The 21,496-nt window shown below is 71.8% G+C and carries 19 protein-coding genes; 8 read left to right on the top strand and 11 right to left on the bottom strand.

Annotation, left to right across the window (positions count from 1 at the left end):
- The first annotated feature begins 17 nt into the window (after positions 1-17).
- The 3 genes from LNK82_RS41730 to LNK82_RS41720 are packed head-to-tail and all read left to right on the top strand — an operon-like array spanning position 18 to position 4,007.
- Positions 18-1,736, top strand: coding sequence for an FAD-dependent oxidoreductase (locus tag LNK82_RS41730; protein WP_230572403.1), 1,719 nt, complete (start codon positions 18-20; stop codon positions 1,734-1,736).
- A gap of 19 nt (positions 1,737-1,755) precedes the next feature.
- The gene (locus LNK82_RS41725; RefSeq protein WP_230572402.1) at positions 1,756-2,715 is read left to right on the top strand and encodes an MBL fold metallo-hydrolase; all 960 of its coding nucleotides are present in this window, start codon (positions 1,756-1,758) and stop codon (positions 2,713-2,715) included.
- Positions 2,712-4,007 (top strand): FAD-dependent monooxygenase, encoded by a 1,296-nt coding sequence (locus LNK82_RS41720; RefSeq protein WP_230572401.1) that lies wholly within the window; start codon positions 2,712-2,714, stop codon positions 4,005-4,007. Before LNK82_RS41725 ends, LNK82_RS41720 begins: the two co-directional genes overlap by 4 nt.
- Here LNK82_RS41720 and LNK82_RS41715 read toward each other — a convergent pair.
- Together LNK82_RS41715 and LNK82_RS41710 are read right to left on the bottom strand one after the other, a co-directional pair.
- A complete protein-coding gene (locus tag LNK82_RS41715) occupies positions 3,982-5,319 on the bottom strand; it encodes a cytochrome P450 (protein WP_230572400.1) in 1,338 nt (445 codons plus the stop codon). The two genes, LNK82_RS41720 and LNK82_RS41715, sit on opposite strands and share 26 nt — an antisense overlap.
- Positions 5,316-6,107: an SDR family NAD(P)-dependent oxidoreductase gene (locus LNK82_RS41710; RefSeq protein ID WP_230572399.1), complete on the bottom strand. Its 792-nt coding sequence runs from the start codon at positions 6,105-6,107 to the stop codon at positions 5,316-5,318. Before LNK82_RS41710 ends, LNK82_RS41715 begins: the two co-directional genes overlap by 4 nt.
- 78 nt (positions 6,108-6,185) lie before the next feature.
- On the opposite strand from LNK82_RS41710, the gene LNK82_RS41705 reads away from it, so the two are divergent.
- Positions 6,186-6,752, top strand: a complete 567-nt coding sequence (locus LNK82_RS41705) for a TetR/AcrR family transcriptional regulator (protein WP_230572398.1) — start codon at positions 6,186-6,188, stop codon at positions 6,750-6,752.
- Here the strand turns inward: LNK82_RS41705 and LNK82_RS41700 are convergent.
- Entirely contained in the window at positions 6,742-8,187 is a 1,446-nt protein-coding gene (locus tag LNK82_RS41700; RefSeq protein ID WP_230572397.1) for an aldehyde dehydrogenase family protein, read from the bottom strand. The two genes, LNK82_RS41705 and LNK82_RS41700, sit on opposite strands and share 11 nt — an antisense overlap.
- Before the next feature lie 176 nt (positions 8,188-8,363).
- On the bottom strand, positions 8,364-9,116 hold the full coding sequence (locus LNK82_RS41695; RefSeq protein WP_230572396.1) for an aminoglycoside phosphotransferase family protein: 753 nt from the start codon (positions 9,114-9,116) through the stop codon (positions 8,364-8,366).
- Between the two features lie 51 nt (positions 9,117-9,167).
- Between LNK82_RS41695 and guaA the strand changes: the two genes are divergently transcribed.
- Positions 9,168-10,727, top strand: a complete 1,560-nt coding sequence (guaA, locus tag LNK82_RS41690) for a glutamine-hydrolyzing GMP synthase (protein ID WP_230572395.1) — start codon at positions 9,168-9,170, stop codon at positions 10,725-10,727.
- Positions 10,728-10,809: 82 nt separating this feature from the next.
- On the opposite strand, the gene LNK82_RS41685 is transcribed toward guaA, so the two are convergent.
- Complete coding sequence (locus LNK82_RS41685; RefSeq protein ID WP_230572394.1) at positions 10,810-11,013, bottom strand: hypothetical protein; 204 nt, start codon at positions 11,011-11,013, stop codon at positions 10,810-10,812.
- On the bottom strand, positions 11,006-12,274 hold the full coding sequence (locus LNK82_RS41680) for a PspC domain-containing protein (protein WP_230572393.1): 1,269 nt from the start codon (positions 12,272-12,274) through the stop codon (positions 11,006-11,008). Before LNK82_RS41680 ends, LNK82_RS41685 begins: the two co-directional genes overlap by 8 nt.
- A 110-nt stretch (positions 12,275-12,384) precedes the next feature.
- Between LNK82_RS41680 and LNK82_RS41675 the strand changes: the two genes are divergently transcribed.
- Positions 12,385-13,623: an ATP-binding protein gene (locus LNK82_RS41675; RefSeq protein ID WP_230572392.1), complete on the top strand. Its 1,239-nt coding sequence runs from the start codon at positions 12,385-12,387 to the stop codon at positions 13,621-13,623.
- A complete protein-coding gene (locus LNK82_RS41670; protein WP_230572391.1) occupies positions 13,620-14,270 on the top strand; it encodes a response regulator in 651 nt (216 codons plus the stop codon). The genes LNK82_RS41675 and LNK82_RS41670 overlap by 4 nt, the downstream gene beginning before the upstream one ends.
- 41 nt (positions 14,271-14,311) lie before the next feature.
- On the opposite strand, the gene LNK82_RS41665 is transcribed toward LNK82_RS41670, so the two are convergent.
- The 3 genes from LNK82_RS41665 to LNK82_RS41655 form a co-directional block, all read right to left on the bottom strand.
- Positions 14,312-15,745 (bottom strand): serine/threonine protein kinase, encoded by a 1,434-nt coding sequence (locus LNK82_RS41665; protein ID WP_230572390.1) that lies wholly within the window; start codon positions 15,743-15,745, stop codon positions 14,312-14,314.
- A 37-nt stretch (positions 15,746-15,782) separates the two neighbouring features.
- Positions 15,783-16,193 carry an SsgA family sporulation/cell division regulator gene (locus tag LNK82_RS41660; RefSeq protein WP_230572389.1) on the bottom strand — a complete coding sequence of 137 codons (411 nt, stop codon included), beginning with the start codon at positions 16,191-16,193 and terminating at the stop codon, positions 15,783-15,785.
- A 195-nt stretch (positions 16,194-16,388) separates the two neighbouring features.
- Positions 16,389-17,321: a DMT family transporter gene (locus LNK82_RS41655; RefSeq protein ID WP_230572388.1), complete on the bottom strand. Its 933-nt coding sequence runs from the start codon at positions 17,319-17,321 to the stop codon at positions 16,389-16,391.
- 109 nt (positions 17,322-17,430) lie between these two features.
- Here LNK82_RS41655 and LNK82_RS41650 point away from each other — a divergent pair, with 109 nt between their 5' ends.
- A complete protein-coding gene (locus LNK82_RS41650; RefSeq protein ID WP_230572387.1) occupies positions 17,431-18,324 on the top strand; it encodes a LysR family transcriptional regulator in 894 nt (297 codons plus the stop codon).
- A 39-nt stretch (positions 18,325-18,363) separates the two neighbouring features.
- On the opposite strand, the gene LNK82_RS41645 is transcribed toward LNK82_RS41650, so the two are convergent.
- Both LNK82_RS41645 and LNK82_RS41640 read right to left on the bottom strand, forming a co-directional pair.
- On the bottom strand, positions 18,364-19,986 hold the full coding sequence (locus tag LNK82_RS41645; RefSeq protein ID WP_230572386.1) for a serine/threonine-protein kinase: 1,623 nt from the start codon (positions 19,984-19,986) through the stop codon (positions 18,364-18,366).
- 108 nt (positions 19,987-20,094) lie between these two features.
- The gene (locus LNK82_RS41640) at positions 20,095-21,441 is read right to left on the bottom strand and encodes a serine/threonine-protein kinase (protein ID WP_230572385.1); all 1,347 of its coding nucleotides are present in this window, start codon (positions 21,439-21,441) and stop codon (positions 20,095-20,097) included.
- Positions 21,442-21,496: the final 55 nt, after the last annotated feature.

Genomic DNA, 21,496 nt, shown 5'->3' with positions numbered 1-21,496 from the left:
CGCCTAATCTGCCAACCATGGGTGAACTCGCCGGTAACAACACCGACTACGACGTCGTGGTGGTGGGGTCGGGCTTCGGCGGCAGCGTCGCCGCGCTCCGGCTCACCGAGAAGGGCTACCGGGTGGCCGTCATCGAGGCCGGCCGCCGGTTCGCCGACGACGAGTTCGCCGAGACGTCCTGGGACCTGCGGCGATACCTGTGGGCGCCCGCGCTCGGCTGTTACGGCATCCAGCGCATCCACGCCCTGCGCAGCGTGATGATCCTGGCCGGGTCGGGGGTCGGCGGTGGGTCGCTGGTGTACGCCAACACGCTGTACCGGCCGCTCAAGCCGTTCTACGCGGACCGGCAGTGGGCGCACATCACCGACTGGGAGGCCGAGCTCGCCCCGTTCTACGACCAGGCGAGCCGGATGCTGGGCGTGGTGGAGAACCCGACCACCACGCCGTCGGACGTGGTGATGCGGCAGGTCGCCGAGGACATGGGCGTGGCCGACACCTACCACCCGACGCCGGTCGGCGTGTACTTCGGCGAGCCGGGCAAGCCGGCCGAGGACCCGTACTTCGGCGGCGCGGGCCCGAGCCGGACCGGCTGCACGCAGTGCGGCGCGTGCATGTCCGGCTGCCGGGTCGGCGCGAAGAACACCCTGGTCAAGAACTACCTCTACCTGGCCGAGCGCAACGGCGCGCGGGTGCTGCCGCTGACCACCGTCACCGACCTGCGCCAGGCGCCCGACGGCACGTGGGCGGTCGGCACCCGGCGCACGGGCGGCAAGTTGCGCAAGGGCAGGCGGACGATCACGGCGGGCCAGGTCGTGCTGGCCGCCGGCACGTGGGGGACCCAGCAGCTGCTGCACCGGATGAAGGCCGACGGCGCGCTGCCGAAGCTCTCGCCCAAGCTCGGTGAGCTGACCAGGACGAACTCCGAGTCGATCATCGGCGCGGCCCGCTTCACGGTGGACGAGGAGCGCAACTTCAGCCAAGGCGTGGCGATCACGTCCTCCATCCACCCCGACGAGCAGACCCACATCGAGCCGGTCCGCTACGGCAAGGGCAGCAACGCCATGGGGCTGCTCCAGACGCTGGCCACGGACGGTGCGAAGTCCACCCCGCGCATCCTGCAGTTCCTGGCGCAGGCGGTCCGCCACCCGCTGCGGCTGGCCCGGCTCATGTCGGTGCACCGGTGGAGCGAGCGGACGGTGATCCTGCTGGTGATGCAGAGCCTCGACAACTCCATCACCACGTTCACCAAGAAGGGCCTGTTCGGTCGCAAGCTCACCTCGAAGCAGGGGCACGGGCAGCCGAACCCGACGTTCATCGAGGCCGGCCACGAGGCCAACCTGCGGGCGGCCGAACACATCGACGGCATCGCCGGCGGCACGTGGGGCGAGCTGTTCAACATCCCCCTGACCGCGCACTTCATCGGCGGCTGCCCGATCGGCTCGGACCCGGCCGGCGGCGTCATCGACCCCTACCACCGGGTCTACGGCTACCCGGGCCTGTCGGTCGTGGACGGCTCGGCGATCTCGGCGAACCTGGGCGTGAACCCGTCGTTGACGATCACCGCGCAGGCCGAGCGGGCGTTCTCGGTGTGGCCGAACAAGGGCGAGCCGGACCAGCGCCCCGACCAGTCCTCGGGTTACCGGCGGATCGCCGCTGTTGCGCCGAAGAACCCCGCCGTCCCGGCCGGGGCGCCCGGCGCGCTGCGGCTGCCGATCGTGGAGGTCAAGTCGACCTGATCGCCCTATGGTGGGTTGTGTGGCAACGAAGCCGTTCGCGTCCAGCGCCGACCTCACGCCCAAGGACGAGAAGTTCGTCGAGCTCGCCGACGGCGTCTACGCCCTCACCGCCGAAGGCGACCCGAACGTCGGCGCGATCGAGGGCGAGGACTTCCTGGTCTGCATCGAGGCCAGGGCCACGCCGACGGCCGCACGGCGCTGGCTCGACCGGCTCCGCGAGCGCACCGACAAACCCGTCCGCCACCTGGTCCTCACCCACTACCACGCGGTCCGCACGCTCGGCGCGAGCGCGTTCGACGCCGCCGAGGTCATCGCGCACGAGAACACCAGGGCGTTGATCGCCGAACGCGGCCGGGAGGACTGGCTCAGCGAGTACGGCCGGATGCCGCGCCTGTTCGAGGAGCCCGAGACCATCCCCGGCCTCACCTGGCCCACCGTCACGTTCTCCGACCGCCTCACCATCCCGCTCGGCGGCGACCGGGGCGAGGTGGAGCTGCGCTTCTGCGGACGCGGCCACACCGCGGGCGACGTCGTGGCCTGGCTGCCGCACCAGCGCATCCTGTTCGCGGGCGACCTGGTCGAGGCGCGGGCCGCGCTCTACACCGGCGACGCCTTCCACGACGAGTGGGCCACGTCGACGTTGGACCGGGTCGCCGCGCTGGGCGCCGAGCAACTCGTCGGCGGGCGCGGCGCGCCCGCCCGTGACCGGACCGAGGTCGACGCGGCCATCGCCCAGTCGAGGCACTTCCTGGACGAGCTCCGCCGCACGGTCGGGAGCACGCACCTCAGCGGCGGCACCGTGAAGGACGCGTTCGAGGCCGCGCACGCCGCCCTGGCGCCGCGCTACGGCCGGTGGCCGATCTTCGAGCACTGCATGCCGTTCAACGTGCAGCGGTACTGGGACGAGTGCGACGGCGTCGACTGGCCCCGGATCTGGACCGCCGAGCGGGACCGCGAGGTGTGGGCGGCGTTGCGATGATCCCGGTGCTGGTCGTCGGCGCGGGTCCGGTCGGCCTGACCACCGCGCTCCTGCTGGCCCGGGCCGGCGTGCCGACGACCGTCCTGGAGGCCTCCGCGCACCGCGAAGCCATCGGCAGCCGTTCGATCTGCGTCCACCGGGACGTCCTGGACATCCTCGAACGCGTCGGCGTCGGCCAGGCCGTCGTGGACGCCGGCGTCACCTGGTACCGCGGCCGGACCTACTTCCGCGACCGCGAGGTGCTCACCGTCGAACTGCCGCGGACCGACGGCTTCCCGCCGTTCGTCAACACCCCGCAAACCACCGTCGAGCAGATCCTGCACGCGAAAGCCCTGGCCGAGCCCTTGATCGACCTCCACTACGGCCGGCGGGCCGTGCGGATCCGGCAGGCCGACACGGTCACCGTCCACACCCGCGACCGCACGTTCGAGGGCACGCACTGCGTCGCCGCCGACGGCGCCCACTCCACCGTCCGCGACCTGCTCGGCGTCCCGTTCGAGGGCCACTCGTTCACCGACCGGTTCGTCATCGCCGACATCCGGGTCGACCTGGGCCACCCCGAGCCGGAGCGCCGCTTCTACTTCGACCCGCCGTGGCACCCCGGCCGCCAGGTGCTCGTCCACCCCCAGCCCGACGGCGTCCACCGCGTCGACTGGCAGGTCCCGGAGGGCTTCGAGCTCACGCCCGACCACGTCCGGGCGATCACCGGCGACCGCCCGTACGAGATCCTCTGGCAGTCCACCTACCGCTTCCACCAGCGCCGGGCCGCCCGCCTCCGCGTCGGCAAGGTCCTCCTCGCGGGCGACGCCGCGCACGTGATGAGCCCGTTCGGCGCGCGCGGCCTCAACTCCGGGATCTGCGACGCCGACAACGCCGCGTGGAAGATCGCCCTGGACCGCGCCGGCGAGGCAGGCCCGCACCTCCTGGAGTCCTACCACCTGGAACGTGCCGCGGCGGCCGACGAGAACCTCCGCATCACCGGCGCGACCATGCGCTTCCTCGTGCCGCGAACCCCGGCCGAACGAGCACACCGCCGCCACGTCCTGGAGCACGGCCTCACCGGGCAGATCGACTCCGGCAAGCTCTTCGAGCCCTTCGCCTACCGCGACTCGCCCCTCACCACCAACGGTGACGGCGCGCTCCGCCCGAACAGCCGCCGCTACGGCCCCGGCTTCACCGTCGAGGGGGATGCCCTGGTCCGCCCCGACGGCCACACCGCCGCCACCGCGACCGACCTCGACCGGGCGCTGCGCCGGGCCAAGGGCTTCACCTCCGCCGAGGCGTCACGGTGAACCCGTCCGGCTTCAACGTCAGCATCTCCGCCACCCGCAGCTCGTAGTCGGCTGAGGTGCCCAGCTCGTACCGGCGCAACACCGTGGCCAGCGCCAACGTCGCCTCGTGCACCGCGAACTGCCGCCCGATGCACGCCCGTTCCCCCGTCCCGAACGGCTTGTACGCGTGCGCGGGCCGCGCCTTCACCGCCGCCGGCGCGAACCGGTCCGGGTCGAACGACTCCGGCGACGCCCACACCGACGGATCACGGTGCACCAGCGGCAGCAGCACGAGCGCCCACTGGCCCGCCCGCATCGGGTACCGCCCGCCGAGCACGGTGTCCGCACGGGCCTCCCGCGCGAACCCCGGCGCCGTCGGCCACAGCCGCAACGCCTCGTCCAACACCCGCCGCACGTACCGCAGCTTCGTGACCTGCTCGAACTCGGGCACCTCCGCCGAGCCCCACACCGCGTCGATCTCGGCGCGGGCCTTCTCGACCACCTCGGGGTGCCGCGACAGGTAGTACAGCGCGAACGACAGCGCGCCGGACGTCGTCTCGTGACCGGCGATCAGGAACGTGATCACCTGGTTGCGGATGTTCACCTCGTCCAGCTCGCCGGACGACAGCATCAGCCCGAGCAGGTCGGAACCGCCCGACCCGCGCCGCGACCGCACCACCTCGTCCACGACCTGCGCCAGGTAGGCGAGATCGCGCTGGTAGCGCTCCTCCGCCTCCCGCCCGAACACCCGGCGCAGCAGTGGCAGCACGAAGTTCTTGCGCTGCGCGTACCGCAACGACCCGATCATCGCCCGCACGAACGGGTGGGTCTCGGACCGCGAGAACGACTCGAACGAGTACCCGAACCCGACCCGCCCGATCGTCTCCAACGTCAACTTCGTCATGTCGCCGGAGACGTCGACGACACCGCCCCGGTCCCACTTCCCGACCAGCTGCGCGGTCACGTCCACCATCGTCGGGTGGTAGGCGCGCATGGCGCTCTGCGTGAACGCGGGCAGCAGCACCTCGTGCGCCGCCTTCCAGTTCGGCTCCTCGTTGTACGCGGTGAACAGCCCGTCCCCACCGACATCCCGCAACGCCTCCACGCCCAGCGCCAGGTGCTTGGCGAAGCGCGACTCGTCGGCCAGGTCCGCCGCCAACGCCGCCCCGCCCACGAACACGATCTCCTGGTCCAGGAACCGCCGCGTGAAGATGGGACCGAGCTCCCGCCCCATCCGCATGGTGTCCTGCACCGGCGTCCGCCGGTTCGTGCCGAGCACGTCACCCAGGAACGGCACCCGCCACCGGGGGTGCGGGATCACCGCGGCCGTCATCGCTTCCCCCGGTTCGCCGTGCTCATCCGCCGCATCACCTCGTCGTTCGACATCCGCCGCTGCAACCCGGCCGAGAACGCCGGGAACGCGCCGCCGAGCAGGCTCGCCGCCCGCAGCTCCACCGGCGCCACGTTGACCTCCGCCCGGTCCTCCTCGACCGCCCGCACCACCGCCGCCGCGACCTGCTCGGGCGACACCGTCCGCATCCCCGCCGGTGGCTTCGCGCCCGTGTCGGCGAACATCCCGGCGTCCCGCACGAACCCGGGCTGCACGACCGACACGCCGACCCCGCTGCCGCGCAGGTCCTCCCGCAGCCCCAGCGCGAAGCCGCGCAGCCCGAACTTCGTCGCGTTGTACAGCGACGCGTGCGCCGACGCCACCTTGCCCGCCAACGACCCGATGAGCACCACGTGCCCACGCCCCGCCGCCACCATCGACGGCACCAACCCGTGCGCCAGCGCGATCGGAGCCTCCAGGTTCACCGCCAACGCCCGCTTCACCTGCTCGGCCGTGAAGTCCACCAACGCCCCACTGGCCGGCAGCGCGGCGTTGGCGACGAGCACGTCCACCGCCCCCGCCTCGTCCAGCAACCGCCCGACCGCCCCCGGCTCGGCCAGGTCGGCCGCCACCGCGCGCCCGCCGACCTCGTCGGCGAGCCGCTCCAGGTCGGCGACCTTCCGCCCGGTCAACACCACTTTCGCACCGCGACCGGCCAGCGCGCGGGCGATCGAGTGCCCGATCCCACCCGTCGCGCCGGTCAACAACACGGTCGATCCCGAGACCCGCATGCGCCCTCCCGATACTGTTCGTTCGAACGAACAGTATCGCGGATCCGTCGATCCGTCCCATGGCGGACAATGAACGACATGACGAGACCGGCCGAGACGAGGCAGCGGATCATCGCGGCCGTGCTGCGGATCATCGGTGACGACGGCGTCGCCGGCGTGACCAACCGGCGCATCGCGCACGAGGCGGGCGTCTCGCTCGGCTCCGTCACCTACCACTTCGCCACCCAGCAGGACCTGCTGCGGGAGAGCCTGCGGCACTTCGTCACCGAGGAGACCAGGCGCTTCGGCGAGCTGGCCACCCGGAACGACACCAAGTGCGCCGACCTCGACCAGGTGGTCGAGATCGTCGGCCAGGTCGCCGAGGCCACGGGCACCGACAGCGAGCGCATCGCGCCCTACGAGCTCTACCTGCACGCCGGCCGCGACCCGGAACTCCGGGCCGCCGCCGCCGAGTGCTTCGCCGCCTACGACAAGCTCGCCGAAACGGTCCTGGCGTCCATCGGCGTGAAGGACGCCGACCAGGTCGCCAGTGCCGTCGTCGGCATGGTGATGGGCCTCAAGCTCCGCGCGCTCGCCACCGGCTCCGGCACGGACGACCTGGTCAACGGCCTGCTGATGCTCGCCAAGGGCGCGCTCAAAGAGTGATGCCGGTGAGCACCATCGTGCGTTCCTCGGTGAAGTCCACCATCGCCGACCGGACGCCTTCCCGCCCGGTCCCCGACCCCTTCACCCCGCCGTACGGCATCTGGTCGGCCCGGTAGGACGGCACGTCGCCGATGATCACCCCGCCGACCTCCAACTCCGCCGCCGCCGCGAACGCCACCGTCACGTCCTTGGTGAAGACACCCGCTTGGAGCCCGTACTCCGTCGCGTTGGCCTGCTCGAACGCCTCGTCCACCGAATCCACCACGGCGACGGCCAGCACGGGCCCGAACACCTCCTGGTGCCACAGCTTCGCGTCCACGGGCACGTCCTGCACCACCGTCGGCTCGACCGACGTGCCGGACCTCCCACCACCGACGTGCAGCACCGCGCCACCGGCCACGGCCTCGGAGACCCACTCCTCGACCCGCCGGGCGTTGTCCTCGTCGATCAACGGCCCGACCTCCACGTCGGGGTCGTGCGGGTCCCCGGTCTTCAGAGCCCGAACCGCCTCCACCAACTTCGGCACGAACTCGTCGGCCACGTCCCGGTGCACCAACACCCGCTGCACCGCGATGCACGACTGCCCGGCCTGGTAATTCCCGAACGTCGCAATCCTCCCGGCCGCGAAGTCCAGGTCATCCCAATCCGCGCACACGATCGCCGCCGAGTTCGACCCCAACTCCATCACCACGTGCTTGCGCGGCGCCGAATCCGTCAGCGACCACCCGACCTCCGTCGACCCGGTGAAGGAAATGACGGGCAACCGCTCATCCGTCACCAACGCCTTCATGTCCGACCCGCGCACCGGCAGCACGGAGAACGCACCCTCGGGCAAATCCGTCTCCGCCAACAACTCGCCCAACAACAACGCCGACAACGGCGTCGCCGACGCGGGCTTCACGATCACCGGCGCCCCCACCGCCAACGCCGGCGCCACCTTGTGCGCCACGAGGTTCAACGGGAAGTTGAACGGCGCCACCGCCAACACGGGCCCACGCGGCACCCGCCGAACAACCGCCAACCGCCCCTCGCCGGTGGCATCCGTGTCCAACCGCTGCAAGTCACCGGTGAACCGCCGCGCCTCCTCCGCCGCGAACCGAAACGTGTTGACCGCCCGCTTCACCTCGATGTCGGCCCACTTCAACGGCTTGCCGTTCTCCGCCGTGATCGTCTCCGCGATCTCCTCGGCCCGCTCCTCCAACGCCCTGGACACCTGCAACAGCGCGCCCGCCCGCACGTGCGCCGGCGTCCGCCTGAACTCCTTCGCCACCGCCGCCGCAGCGGCAACGGCCCGCTCCACCTGCTCCACCCCCGGCACCGCGACCGAGGCCACCTCTGTTCCATCGAACGGGTGATGGACAGTGAGGGCGGAAACGCCCTGCTCGGCGTGTCCGGCAATCCAACAAGGCCGTGGCTGCGGCGTAAACGCGTCCATGCCGAACACCGTATGCCCGACCCGCGCACTTCGACCTATTGATCTTCGAACTCCCCCCGTACGCCACCCCCCGACCACGCCGGGTACATCCCGCGGGACCCCCTGGACCCCAGCGGTGTCGCCGGGGGCCGGAACCTCGGGAGGACGGCGACCGGCGCACGCAGACCGCAGACCTGTCAAATCGAGCCGGACTCAGCCGAGCAGAAATTCTCCCGCACGTACTCGACGTGCCCGAGGTAGTACTCCTCGTGCCCCTCTTCCCTCTGCCGCCAGAACTCGGGCCTCTCCCGAATCATCGCGACCATGTCCTCCAACCTCGCCAACACCTTCAACCCCATCCCCTCGACCGCCACCGCCTCCGGCAACCCGTACGCCTCGCAGAACAACCCCGCCCGCCGCCACTGCTCCTCAACCGTCCCGAACTCCGGCGAAAACGGCACCAGGCAATACGCCGTGTACGCGACATCCCACCACCGGGGCCCCGGCCGAGCCCCGTCGAAATCGAACACCCCAACCGGGATCCCATCCCGGAACACCATGTTGTACGGCGCGAGATCGTTGTGACAGATGACCTCCACCGGCGAAACCGCAGGAAACTGCCACCCATCCGACCCGCCGCCCGACCTCGCCTCCACCAACCCCGCCGACCGGTCGTGCAACCGCCGCACCATCCGCGCCACCGCCACCAGCACCTCGTCCGACCGCAACGACTCACCCAACGGCGGGTGGCCGACCTCACCCTCCAAGTACGACAACACCTCCCTCCCGCGCTCGTCCACCCCGTGCACCACCGGCGCAATGCCAAGCGGCGCAAGGTGTTCCAGCAACCGATGCACGGCGGGGGTCCACGGACCGGTCGGCCTCCGCACCGTCGACCCGATCCGCACGACCTCGTTGAGCCCGCCTCCGGTGAGCACTTCCTCTTCCACGCATGACATCCTTCACCTGCGCGGATCCGCCAGACGAGAGGTTTTCCCCCAGTGGCCGAGAGCAGCAACCGCCCTGTGCTGGTAGTCGACTACGGCGCGCAGTACGCGCAGCTGATCGCCCGGCGAGTCCGGGAGGCGCAGGTCTACTCGGAAGTCGTCCCGCACACCACACCCGTGGCGGAACTGCTGGAACGCGACCCGGCCGCCATCGTGCTGTCCGGCGGCCCGTCCAGCGTGTACGAGCCCGGCGCACCCCAGGTCGACCCGAAGCTGTTCGACGTCGGCGTCCCCGTCTTCGGCATCTGCTACGGCTTCCAGGCCATGGCGGGCGCGCTCGGCGGCACGGTCGAGCACACCGGCACCCGTGAGTACGGCCGCACGGAACTCGGCGTCCAGCACGCGGGCGGCCTGCTGCACGAGGAGCTGCCCGCCAACCACCCGGTGTGGATGAGCCACGGCGACTGCGTCACCAAGGCGCCCGAGGGCTTCACGGTCACCGCGACCAGCGAAGGCGCGCCGGTGGCCGCTTTCGAGGACGCCGAACGCCGCTTCGCGGGCGTCCAGTACCACCCCGAGGTAGGCCACTCGCCGCACGGCCAGGAGGTGCTGCGCCGGTTCCTGCACGAGATCGCGGGCATCCGGCCGCAGTGGACGACGTCCTCGATCGTGGACGAGCAGGTGGCGCTGATCCGCGAGCAGGTCGGCGACGGCAAGGCGATTTGCGGCCTGTCCGGCGGCGTCGACTCCGCGGTGGCCGCCGCCCTCGTCCAGCGCGCCATCGGCGACCGCCTGACCTGCGTCTTCGTCGACCACGGCCTGCTGCGCGCGGGTGAGCGCGCCCAGGTCGAGCGCGACTTCGTGGCCGCCACCGGCGTCAACCTCGTCACCGTCGACGCCCGCGAGCGGTTCCTCGACGCGCTCAAGGGCGTCACCGACCCCGAGCAGAAGCGCAAGATCATCGGACGCGAGTTCATCCGGGTGTTCGAGCAGGCCGAACGCGACCTCAAGGCCGAGGGCGACTACCAGTTCCTCGTCCAGGGCACGCTCTACCCGGACGTGGTCGAGTCCGGCGGCGGCACGGGTGCGGCCAACATCAAGAGCCACCACAACGTCGGCGGGCTCCCCGAGGACCTCCAGTTCACCCTGGTCGAGCCGCTCCGCGCGCTCTTCAAGGACGAGGTCCGCCGCGTCGGCACCGAACTGGGGCTGCCGGAGACGATCGTGCAGCGCCAGCCGTTCCCCGGCCCCGGCCTGGGCATCCGCATCATCGGCGAGGTCAACCAGGAGCGCCTGGACGTCCTGCGCAAGGCCGACGCGATCGCCCGCGAGGAGCTGACCAGCGCAGGCCTCGACCGCCAGATCTGGCAGTGCCCGGTCGTCCTCCTGGCCGACGTGCGCAGCGTGGGCGTGCAGGGCGACGGCCGCACGTACGGCCACCCGGTGGTCCTGCGCCCGGTGTCCAGCGAGGACGCCATGACCGCGGACTGGACCCGCCTGCCGTACGACGTGCTGGAGCGCATCTCGACCCGCATCACCAACGAGGTGAACGAGGTCAACCGCGTGGTCCTGGACGTGACGAGCAAGCCGCCGGGCACCATCGAGTGGGAGTAGTAGAGCGGCACAAAAACCAGAGAAGGCCCGTCCTCCCCAGGACGGGCCTTCTCCCTTTCCGATCCCCCTACCCCGAACCCCTCTACCGGCGACGTCGAGCGGACCCCGCCAGCAACCCCAACCCGATCACCATCGCCCCTCCGGCCAACGCCCACCTCAGGTCGAGGAACGCGGGCCACGACGCGCCGTCGGAGAGCATGTAGGCGGCGGCGACCAGGGCCGCGACCCCGAACACCAAACCCACCACGTCGACCCCGCGCTTCTCGATCGAATCCTGCTCAGGCACGACGCACCTCCACCGTTCCGAGATCGCTGCGCACGTCGAGCACGATCTTCAACCCACCGGGCCCGTCAAGGCCGTAGTCGGTGACCTCCTCGTGTCGACTCTTACCGTCCGACGCGCGGTCGAGGCACTGCACCGAGCCGAGGTCGGTCCGGCAGTTCACCGTCACGTCCGCGTTGTGGGGCACCCAGACCTGCGCGTTGCCCACCTCCACCTCGACGGCGGTGGTCACGGACCCGCTGTTCGGCAGCGAGGACAGGTCCAGCTGCACCTCGCCGAGGCCGGCCGTGTACCGGTCCTGCACCTCTTCCAGCGTCATCGGGCGGGCAAAGCTGCTGCCCATCGACTTCCCGTCCAGCTCGAAGTCCACCGACGTCAACAGCACGCCCACCACCGACAGCGGCACGACGAGCCAGATCAGCCCGCGCCCACCGCCACCGCGCAACGCGCCGAGCACCATCCCCGCGCCCATCACCGCGACCAGCAGGCCGATGACGTGCTGGGCGTGGAACCAGTCGGCGTACGACGAGGCCACCAGCGACCCCGCCAGCACCACCAGCGACGCCCCGAACGTCGCCAACCCCACCCGCGACCTGCGGCGGCGCACCGCCACCGGCGCGGGCGTCGCGCCAACCGGCTCCGGCGCACCGGCCGGCTCCGGCAGGTCCCACGCGAACGGCGCCGCGCCGAGCGGGTCCCAAGCCGGTGGCGTCACGCGATCGGTCGTCTGCTCGTCCGTCGACACCTTGCCCCCCACACCCTCACCGTCACCGACTCCAAGTCCGACCCCGGCACCACCACCCCCGCCGCCGAAAGCCGCGGTCGGCTCCGGCCGGTTGAGCTGCCCCCGACCGCGGTGCAGCAGGTAGATCGCACCCGCGGACAGCAGCACGCCGCCGACCATGGTGAACCCGCCGTCCACGAAGAACCCGGTCGCCGGGATCACCGCGATCGCCAGCAGCACCGTCAACGCCGTCGGGGTCGAGCTGCGCCCGCGCCCGATCAGCGCCTCCGCCGCCGACACCTCGTCGTCGGCCTGCGCCAGCCACAACCAGCCGAGCAGGTAGATGAGCACTCCGGCGCCGTTGCACAACGCCATGGCCACGAACGCCACCCGGACGATCACCGGGTCGATCTGGTACCGCTGGGCGATACCGGCGGCGACACCGGCGATCTTGCGACCGTCGTGAGGCCGCCTGGGCCGCGTGGCCCAGAAGTCCTTCAGCGTCTCTTCGACGCTGGCTGCGCTGATGCTCCCGCTCACGACGACAAGCTTGCTCAACGCGAGCCGTCCGCACATCGGGGGCCCACCCTGAACCGCGCATCGGGTGGAACCCTGATGACCGGCCCGGACCAGCGTGTGACCATCAACGGGTGAGTGTGGAGACGAAGGCCGTCGAGCCCGTGCGCCGAAGGCGGACCGGCCGGGTGGTCGCGGGTGTGGCCGGCGGTGTCGCCGACCACCTCGGCATCGAGGTGTTCTGGGTGCGGGCGGCGTTCGCCGCGCTGACCGCGCTCAACGGCGTCGGCGTGATCGCGTACGGCCTGCTGTGGCTGTTCGTGCCCCAACGCGCGGCCGGCGAGCCGGAAGGGCCGTCGAACCCGAGGGAACGCCAGCAGGCGCTCGGCCTGGTCGCCCTCGGCATCGCCGCGGCCGTGCTCGCCGGCCTGTTCTCCGGCCCGGTCAGCGGCTGGATCGCCGGGCCGCTCGCGGTGGCCCTGGTCGGTGCGGCGGTGGTCTGGCGCGAGGCGGACGAGGCGCAGCGCCGCCGTTGGCGGGACGGCGCGAAGTCCGGGATCTTCGGCGGCACGGGCCGCAGCACGATCGTGCGCGTCCTCGCCGGTGTGGCGCTCGTCGCCATCGGCATCGGCGTGCTGCTCGTCAACAGCTACGGCATCGACCAGCTCCGCTTCGCGCTGCTCGCCGTGGTCGCCACCCTCGGCGGCGTGGCGGTGCTCACCGTGCCGCTGTGGATCAAGCTGATCAACGACCTCGGCGAGGAGCGGCGGGTCCGCATCCGCACCGAGGAACGCGCCGAGATCGCCGCCCACCTGCACGACTCCGTGCTCCAGACCCTCGCCCTGATCCAGAAGCAGGCCGAGCAGCCGCGCGAGGTCAAGCGCCTGGCGCGCGGCCAGGAACGGCAGCTGCGTGAGTGGCTGTACGGGCGGGTCGTGGAGGAGAACAGCCAGCCGACCACCATGTCCGCCGCGATCGCCAAGGCGGCCGGCGAGGTCGAGGACAGCTTCGCGCTGGCCGTGCAGCAGGTCGTGGTCGGCGACTGCGAGCTCGACCCGAACCTGTACGCCCTCGTCCAGGCGGCCCGCGAGGCGATGGTCAACGCGGCCAAGCACGCGGGCGTCGGCGAGATCAGCGTGTACGGCGAAGTCGAGCCCGAACGGGTGGCGGTGTTCGTCCGCGACCGGGGCAAGGGCTTCGACCCGAAGACCGTGCCGGAGGACCGGCATGGCCTCGCGGACTCGATTGGGGGGAGGATGGACCGGCACGGCGGCGAAGTCCGGATCCGCACCCGGCTGGGTGAGGGCACGGAGGTGCAGCTGATGATGCCGAGGAAGACCGCAGACAAGCGAGAGACGGGGGCCAGGACATGACCGTTCGGGTGTTCCTGGTGGACGACCACGCGTTGTTCCGCGCCGGGGTGCGTGCCGAGCTGGACTCGATCACCGACGAGGTCGAGGTGGTCGGCGAGGCCGGTTCGGTCGGCGAGGCGGTCGCCGGCATCGGGCACCACCGCCCGGACGTGGTGCTGCTCGACGTGCACATGCCCGACGGCGGCGGCGCCGAGGTGCTGCGACAGGTCCGCACGGCGTTGCCGGAGGTGGTGTTCCTGGCGCTGTCGGTGTCCGACGCGGCCGAGGACGTCATCGCGGTCATCCGCGCCGGTGCGCGCGGGTACGTGACGAAGACCATCTCCAGCCAGGAGCTGGTGCGCGCGGTCGTGCGGGTGTCGGAGGGCGACGCGGTGTTCAGCCCGCGGCTGGCCGGGTTCGTGCTGGACGCGTTCGCCGACCGCCCCGGCGCGGCGCCGATCAGCGACCCCGAGCTGGACTTGCTGACCCCGCGCGAACGGGACGTGCTGCGGCTGCTGGCGCGTGGTTACGCGTACAAGGAGATCGCGTCCGAGCTGTTCATCTCGGTGAAGACGGTCGAGACCCACGTGTCGAGCGTCCTGCGCAAGACGCAGCTGTCGAACCGCTACGAGCTGTCGCGCTGGGCCTCGGACCGCAGGCTGGTCTGACGGGCTCGACCCCGGCCCTGGAGCCGCTGACCTGCCCTGAGCTACTCCAGCTGCTGGGACGAGAAGATCTGCAACCTGCCGCCGTCGGGCCACACGCCGAGCTCGTAGCGCCCGTGCGACGCCGTGCCCGCGTGCGTGAAGTTCACGTCCACCCGCACGGCGTACCTGGCGGGGCTGATCTCGACGACCACGATGCCCTCCACGCGCACGTCGTCGTACTGGCCCCAGAACGCCTGGTACTCCTCGAACGGCCGCTGGAACGGCACGGCCAGGTTCGCGTAGGCCGCCGCCGTGTCCTCGGGCAGCGCCTCGTAGTGCCTGCGCACCAGTTCGGCCGCGTCGCTCGCGGTGAGGCCCAGGGACGTCGTCGTCGGGGCCGCCTCGCGGGTCGTCCACGGCTGGAGCGCCGCCACCGCGACCGCGCCCGCGGTGAGCAGCAGCACGACCGCCGCCACGAGGGGCGCCTGCCACCGCTTCCGCGGCTTGTCCGCCGGGGCCTGCTCCGGGTCCGGTTCGACGTGCGGACCAGGAGGGGCCGGTTCGGGCCCGGCCGTCGAGGTGTCCGCGGCAGGCGGCGGCTCGACCGGCAGTCGTCCCGAAGACCGCGGCCCGGCGGTCGGCGGCTGGACGGGCAAGGGCTCGGCGGGCAGGGGGTCGGCCAGCAACTCGGCCGCCTCCACCGCCGTCGGCCGCTCGGCCGGATCCGCGGCCAGCAACCTCGTCAGCACACCCGTCAACGGCCCGGAACGCGTCGGCGGCTCGATCAGCCCCGCCGCGGCCCGGTACAGCAGCCCGAAGCTGTTGTCGCTCACCCCGTGCGGCGACTGCCCCTCCGTCGCCGCGTACAGCGTCGCGCCCAGCGAGAACACGTCCGACGCCTGATCCGGCTGCTCACCCCTCGCCACCTCGGGCGCCAGGTACGCCGGGGTGCCGGTGATCATGCCGCTGTCGGTCAGCGTGCCGTCGCCGGCGGCCCGTGAGATGCCGAAATCGGTGAGCTTGACCGCCCCGTCGTGCCCGATGAGCACGTTCGACGGCTTGACGTCCCGGTGCACGATGCCCGCCGCGTGCGCCGCGGCCAGCGCGGTGGCCACCCGACCACCGATCCTGGCCGCCTCGTCCGGGCTCACCCTGCCCCGCTCGGCCAGCAGCCCGGCCAGGCTGCGCGAGGGCAGGTACTCCATGACCAGCCAAGGCCGGCCGTCCTCCACCACCACGTCGAACACGGAGATCGCGTCGGGGTGCTGCAACCGGGCCGCGTTGCGCGCCTCGCGCATCGCCCTCGCCCTGGCCACCTCGAGCTCGTCGGCCGTCAGGTCGGGCCACCGGAGCTGCTTGACCGCCACCTCGCGGTCCAGCAGCTCGTCCCGCGCCCGCCAGACGACGCCCATGGCGCCGCTGCCGACCCGCTCGACCAGCGCGTACCGGCCGCCGACCGTCCCCGTCCCTGTTCCTGTCCCCCCGGACTCCGCCACGCCAGCAGGTTAAGCGATGGCGTGGCCCTCGATGGTCTCAGTTGGTCGAGACCAGCTTGGCCAGTTCGCGGTCGAAGTCGATCCACAGGTCCTCTTCGCCGGGCTGGACCACGTCGTAGGTCATGTCCAGGAACTCGGCGATGTCCTCGGCGTCGGCCGACAGGATGGCGAAGCCGGTCGGCGCGTTGAGCTCCACCAGGACCCGCTCCGGGTCGTCGGCGGCCGGCCGGACCAGGATGTCGCCCTCGCCGGACGACGTCAGCAGGCCGTCGGCGAGCAGGTCCCGGGCGAAGATCCACTCGACCTTGCCCTGGCCGGTGTGGAACAGCACGGCTACCGCGTACGGGTCCTCGGGTTCGTAGTGGAGTTCGGCCTCCACCGGCGCCGGGGTCACGCCCGGGACGAGGAGGTGGAACGTCGTCGTGATGGTGATGCTGTCGTTGCTCATGGCCTGTGGGTTCCCTTCCGAAGTCGTCCCTCTCATGTGAGGAGACGTCCGAGAGGGCGAATCAGGACGCGTATCGCCTGAACACCACGCGATCGGGGGAGACCTGGGTCTCAAGTCCACCCGTTTGGCCAGGACGGGTGTCTCAGTTGGCCCACGACCCTGCCATACCGGCGGGTAACACTGCGTTATCGCAGGTCACTTGAGCGTAGCGACCTTGGTCTCCGGAGCCGCCCCCGAAGCCTCCGACCCCTCCGCCGCGGCCCCGGGCAGCGGCACGATCGCCGTCGCGGGCTGCTTGCGGGTCAGCGCGACGCCGACGAGGACCACGACCATGCCCAGCACGACGCGGAGGTTGAGCGCCTCGCCGAGGAACATCGCGCCCAGCAGCACCGACACCACGGGCAGCAGGTAGCCGACCATCGTGGCGTTGGTCGCGCCCTCGTCCTCGATCACGCGGTAGTTCAGCACGAACGCGACGCCCGTCCCGAACACGCCCAGGATCGCCACGGCGACCAGCGGCTGCCAGGACAGCTGCACGGGCTGCAACCCGGCCACCGGCACCACCAAGGCCGTCATGCCCGCCGCGGCCACCAGCTGGGTCGAGGAGATCTGCATCGGCGTCAGGCCCCGGCCGGACACCTTGTGGCCGATGTAGGCGTAGCTGACCGCGTACGACGCCGCGGCGGCCAGGCACGCCAGCGCGCCCCAGCTCGCCAGCCCGGCCTTCTGCCACGGCGCGAAGATGATCAGCACGCCCGCGAAGCCGAGCGCGAGGCCCGCGAACCGGGCCGGGTTGCGCTGCCGCTCCGTGCCCAGGACCAAGCCGATGCCCAGCGCGAACAGCGGCGTGGTGGCGTTGAGCACACCGGCCACGCCCGAGTCCACCGTCTGCTCGCCCAACGCGAACAGCGCGAATGGCACCGCGCTGCCGAAGAGCGCGGCGAAGCCCAGGTGCAGCCAGGACGCCCGGTCCCGCGGCAGCCGCTGCTTGCTCCAGTAGACGAGCGCGACCAGCACCAACGCGCCGAGCGCGGTGCGGGTGAGGGTGATCTGGACCGGGGAGAGGCCGGTGAGCGCGATCTTGATCCACAGGAAGCTGGAACCCCAGAGCAGGGCCAGGACAGCCATCCTGATCAGCGTGCCAGGCTTGTTCACGACCACACTTTGCGCGGTCCCGAAGTATCAGCACAAGTGAATAGAACTGCACATCACTTAAGCACAGCTGTAAGGTTGTGTCATGTTGGACGTGCGACGCATGCAGGTGCTCCGGGCCGTGGTGACCACCGGCTCCATCACCGCCGCGGCGGTCAACCTCGGGTACACGCCCTCGGCCGTCAGCCAGCAGGTCTCGGCCCTGGAGAAGCAGGCGGGCCTGCCACTGCTGGACCGGGTCGGGCGGGGCGTGCGGCCGACGGTGGCGGGCCGGCTGCTCACCGAGCACGCCGCGCACATCACCGACCGGCTGGTCGAGGCGGAGGCGGCGCTCGCTGACCTGCGCGAGGGCCGCACCGGGCGGCTGCGGGTGCGCTACTTCGCCACGGCGGGCGCGGCGCTCGTGCCGCCCGCCGTCGCCCTGTTCCGGACCAGGCACGCCGACGTCCAGCTCGACCTCAAGCTGACCGAGCCGGACGACCCGATGGTGGAGGTGGAGGCCGGTCGCGCCGACGTGGCCATCGTCGTGCACCACCGGGACGGCGAGCCGCCGCGCGGCGTGCGGCTCGTGCACCTGCTCGACGACCCGTACCTGGCCGTGCTGCGGCGTGGTCACGAGCTGACCCGCAAGCGGGTGCTCGACCTCGCCGACCTGGCCGGGGAGCAGTGGGTGGACGCCGTGGCGCCGCCCGGGCCGTGCCGCGACATCGTGCTCGACGCCTGCGCGGGCGCCGGGTTCGCGCCCAACGTCGTGGTGGAGGCCGACGACTACCCGACCGCGCAGGGATTCGTCGCGGCCGGGCTCGGGGTGACCATCGTGCCGAAGCTCAGCCTCGGCGTCGTGCACCCCGGGGTGGTGATCCGCAAGCTGCGCCACCCGGAGCCGACCAGGACCATCTGCGCCGCGATCCGCGAGGACGGGGCGGGCTCACCGGCGGTGACCAGCCTGCTCGACGCGCTGAAGGCGTCGTCGCGCTGACCCGGGAGACCCAGACCCGGAGAACCCCGACCCGGCGACCTACGGCTGACCGAGCTTCTGCTCACCGTCGATGTAGATGCCCTGGTTCTCCCACTTCAGGATGATCAGCTTGCGCTCGGTGCTGACCGAGTTGTCCTTCATGTGGTAGGCGATGTCGACCTCGTAGGCGAACGACGAGTTCTCCCGCACGTTCTTGAGCTCGATCGACTTCACCTGGCCCCACAGGCCCTGGTACCCGGTCGGGCCGCCGGCCGTGGCCTGCATCTTGGCGGTCAACCGGCTGTAGCCCTCGTCCACGTTCTCCGGCAGCAGCGCGAAGTAGTCGCGCAGCGCCTGCTCCTGCTGCTGGGGCGTCGGCATGACGGTGATCTTCGCGGTCGGGGTGGACGGCTTCTTCGACTGCGTGACCGACGCCTCGCCGCCCGCTTCCCGCGCGGCGGTCGTCGTGGTCGAACCGGCCTGGTTGCCACCCGCCTCGTCGCTGTCGGCCAGCATGCTCGCCAGCAGGATGCCCACGACCGCCGCGCCCGCGATGGCCAGGGCGGTGAGCACCGTGGACCGCTTGCTCTTCATCGGACCGCCGGCGGGTCTCGACGCACCGGTCGGACGGGCGGGCGGCGGGTTGTGGTTGACCTGCCGCTGCGGTGCGGGCGGTGGGGTCGGCGCGGGCGCGACCCTGGTCGCGGCGTGCGGCGGGTTGTTCTGCGGGGCGTTCTGCGCGGCGGGCGGGTTCTGCCGGCCGGCCGGGGCCAGCGCGTGGGTCGGCTGCGCCTGGACGGGCGCGCCCTGCCACGACGGCGGGTGGCTCTGCGGCATCGCGACCGGGAACTCCGGCGCGGCCCGGCCCGCCGCCACCGCGGCCAGCGCCTCGCGGGCCTCGGCCATGGTCGGCCGGTCCTCCGGCTCGGCGCGCAGCAGGCGCATCAGCAGCGCGGTCAGCGGCCCGGCCTGCTTCGGCGGCACCACCTTGCCCGACGCGACCTGGTGCAGCAGGGCGATGGTGTTCTCGTTCAGGCCGAACGGCGGCGCGCCCTCGATGGCCGCGTACAGCGTCGAGCCGAGCGAGAACACGTCCGAGGGAGGGCCGGGGTCGTAACCCTTGGCCACCTCGGGCGCGAGGTAGGCGGGCGTGCCCGCGAGCATCCCGGTCGCGGTGACCGTGACGTCGCCGGTGGCCCGGGAGATGCCGAAGTCGGTGATCTTCACCGTGCCGTCGTTGCCGAGCAGGATGTTGCCCGGCTTGATGTCGCGGTGCACGATCCCCGCGTTGTGCGCGGCGGCGAGCGCCGAGGCGACCTGCGAGCCGATCGACGCCACGTCACGGGGCGGCAGCGTGCCGCGCTCCGACAGCGCCGTGGACAGGCTCTTGGACGGCAGGTACTCCATCACCAGCCACGGCTGGCCGTCGTCCTCCGCCACGTCGTACACCGCGATGGCGTGCGGGTGCTGCAGGCGTGCGGCGATCCGGCCCTCGCGCATGGCGCGGCGCTTCGCCTCGTCCGTGTCGGACTCGGCCAAGCCGGGCTGGAGCAGCAGCTGCTTGACCGCGACGGTGCGGTGCAGGCGCTCGTCGTGCGCTTCCCAGACGATGCCCATCGCACCGCTGCCGATCCGCCGGCCAAGTCGGTAGCGGCCGGCAACCAGGCGGCCATCGTCGCTCACGGCGTGCTCCCAGTAGCTGCTAGGGCTTCATTCAGTGGCGAACGACAAGACGCCACTAGGACAAGAACGTTGCGTCACCCGATCGGGTTCGGCACCACCTTACGAGGTTCACGGCCCTCCTTGCGCCACCGTCGTCGTAGTCGTGGTGGTCGGCGGCGTCGTGGTGGTCGTCGTGGTGGTGGTCGTGGTGCTCGTCGTCGTGGTGGTCGTGGTGGTGGGCGGGGCCGTCGTCGTGGTGGTCGGCTGGGTCGTCGTGGTCGGCTCGACCGTGACCGTCTGCGTCTCCACGGTGGTCGTCGGGGTCTGCGTCGTGGTCGTGGTGGTCGGCGTGGCCGACGCCGAGCTCGACCCGCCCGCCGGCGGCGTGACCGGGTCCTTCCCGCCGAACCAGTCCAGCGCCACCGCCAGGAAGCCGAGCAGCAGCACGATGCCCAGCACCACCGCGGCGATCACCAGCGGCCGGTTGCCGCTCGACTTCGGCGGCGGCGGGGCGACCGGCGTGGCGCCGCCCGTCGACCGCGGTCCGGGCCGCACCACGCGGGTCCGGTCGGCGTCGATGAGGGCCGTGGCCCCCGCGGGCACCGGCGCGAAACCCGGCGAGCTGGCCGGCAGCAGGCCGGTCAGGCTGGGGTTGCGGCCGTGCGCGACGGCGCTGAGCATGTCGCGCGCCTGCGCCATGGTCGGCCGGTCGGCGGGGTCGTAGTTGAGCAGCCGCAGCAGCACGTCGGTCAACGGGTGGTCGACCGTCGGCGGGTTGATCCGCCCCGCCGCGACGGCGTGCAGCACGCCCAGCGTGTTCTCCGACAGCCCGAACGGCGGCTCGCCCTCGACCGCCGCGTACAGCGTCGAGCCGAGCGAGAACACGTCCGAGGCGGGCGTCGGGTCCTGGCCGCGCGCGATCTCCGGCGCCAGGTAGGCGGGCGTGCCGGCGATCAGCCCGGTCTTGGTGACCGTGACGTCGTCGCTGGCCCGGGAGATGCCGAAGTCGGTGATCTTGACCAGGCCGTTGTCGGCGAGCAGCACGTTGCCGGGCTTGACGTCGCGGTGCACGATCCCGGCGGTGTGCGCGGCGGCCAGCGCGGACGCGGCCTGCATGCCGATCTGCGCCACCTCGATCGGGTCCAGCGGTCCGTGCTCGGCCATCGTGTCGGCCAGGCTGTAGGACGGCAGGTACTCCATGACCAGGCACGGAGCGCCGTTCTCCTCCACCACGTCGTAGACGGCGATGGCGTTGGGGTGGTGCAGCTTGGCGGCGATGCGGCCCTCGCGCATGGCGCGCTGGATCGCCTCGTCCTGCTCGCGCTCGTCGAGGCTCGGGGCCAGCAGCAGCTGCTTGACCGCCACGATGCGACCGAGGCGCTCGTCCTGGGCGCGCCACACGACGCCCATCGCACCGCTGCCGATCCGGTCCAGGAACCGGTAGCGCTCGGCGATGACGCGATCGTCGTTGCTCACCGGACCACCTCGCTGGGGCGCTGCGTGACCGCGGCAAGGGCAGCAGGTCTCACGC

This window comes from Saccharothrix luteola (assembly GCF_020859565.1).
GTDB classification, from domain to species: Bacteria; Actinomycetota; Actinomycetes; order Mycobacteriales; family Pseudonocardiaceae; genus Actinosynnema; species Actinosynnema luteola.
Note: the sequence above shows the minus strand (reverse complement) of the source record. Positions and strands in the feature narration are given on the sequence as shown.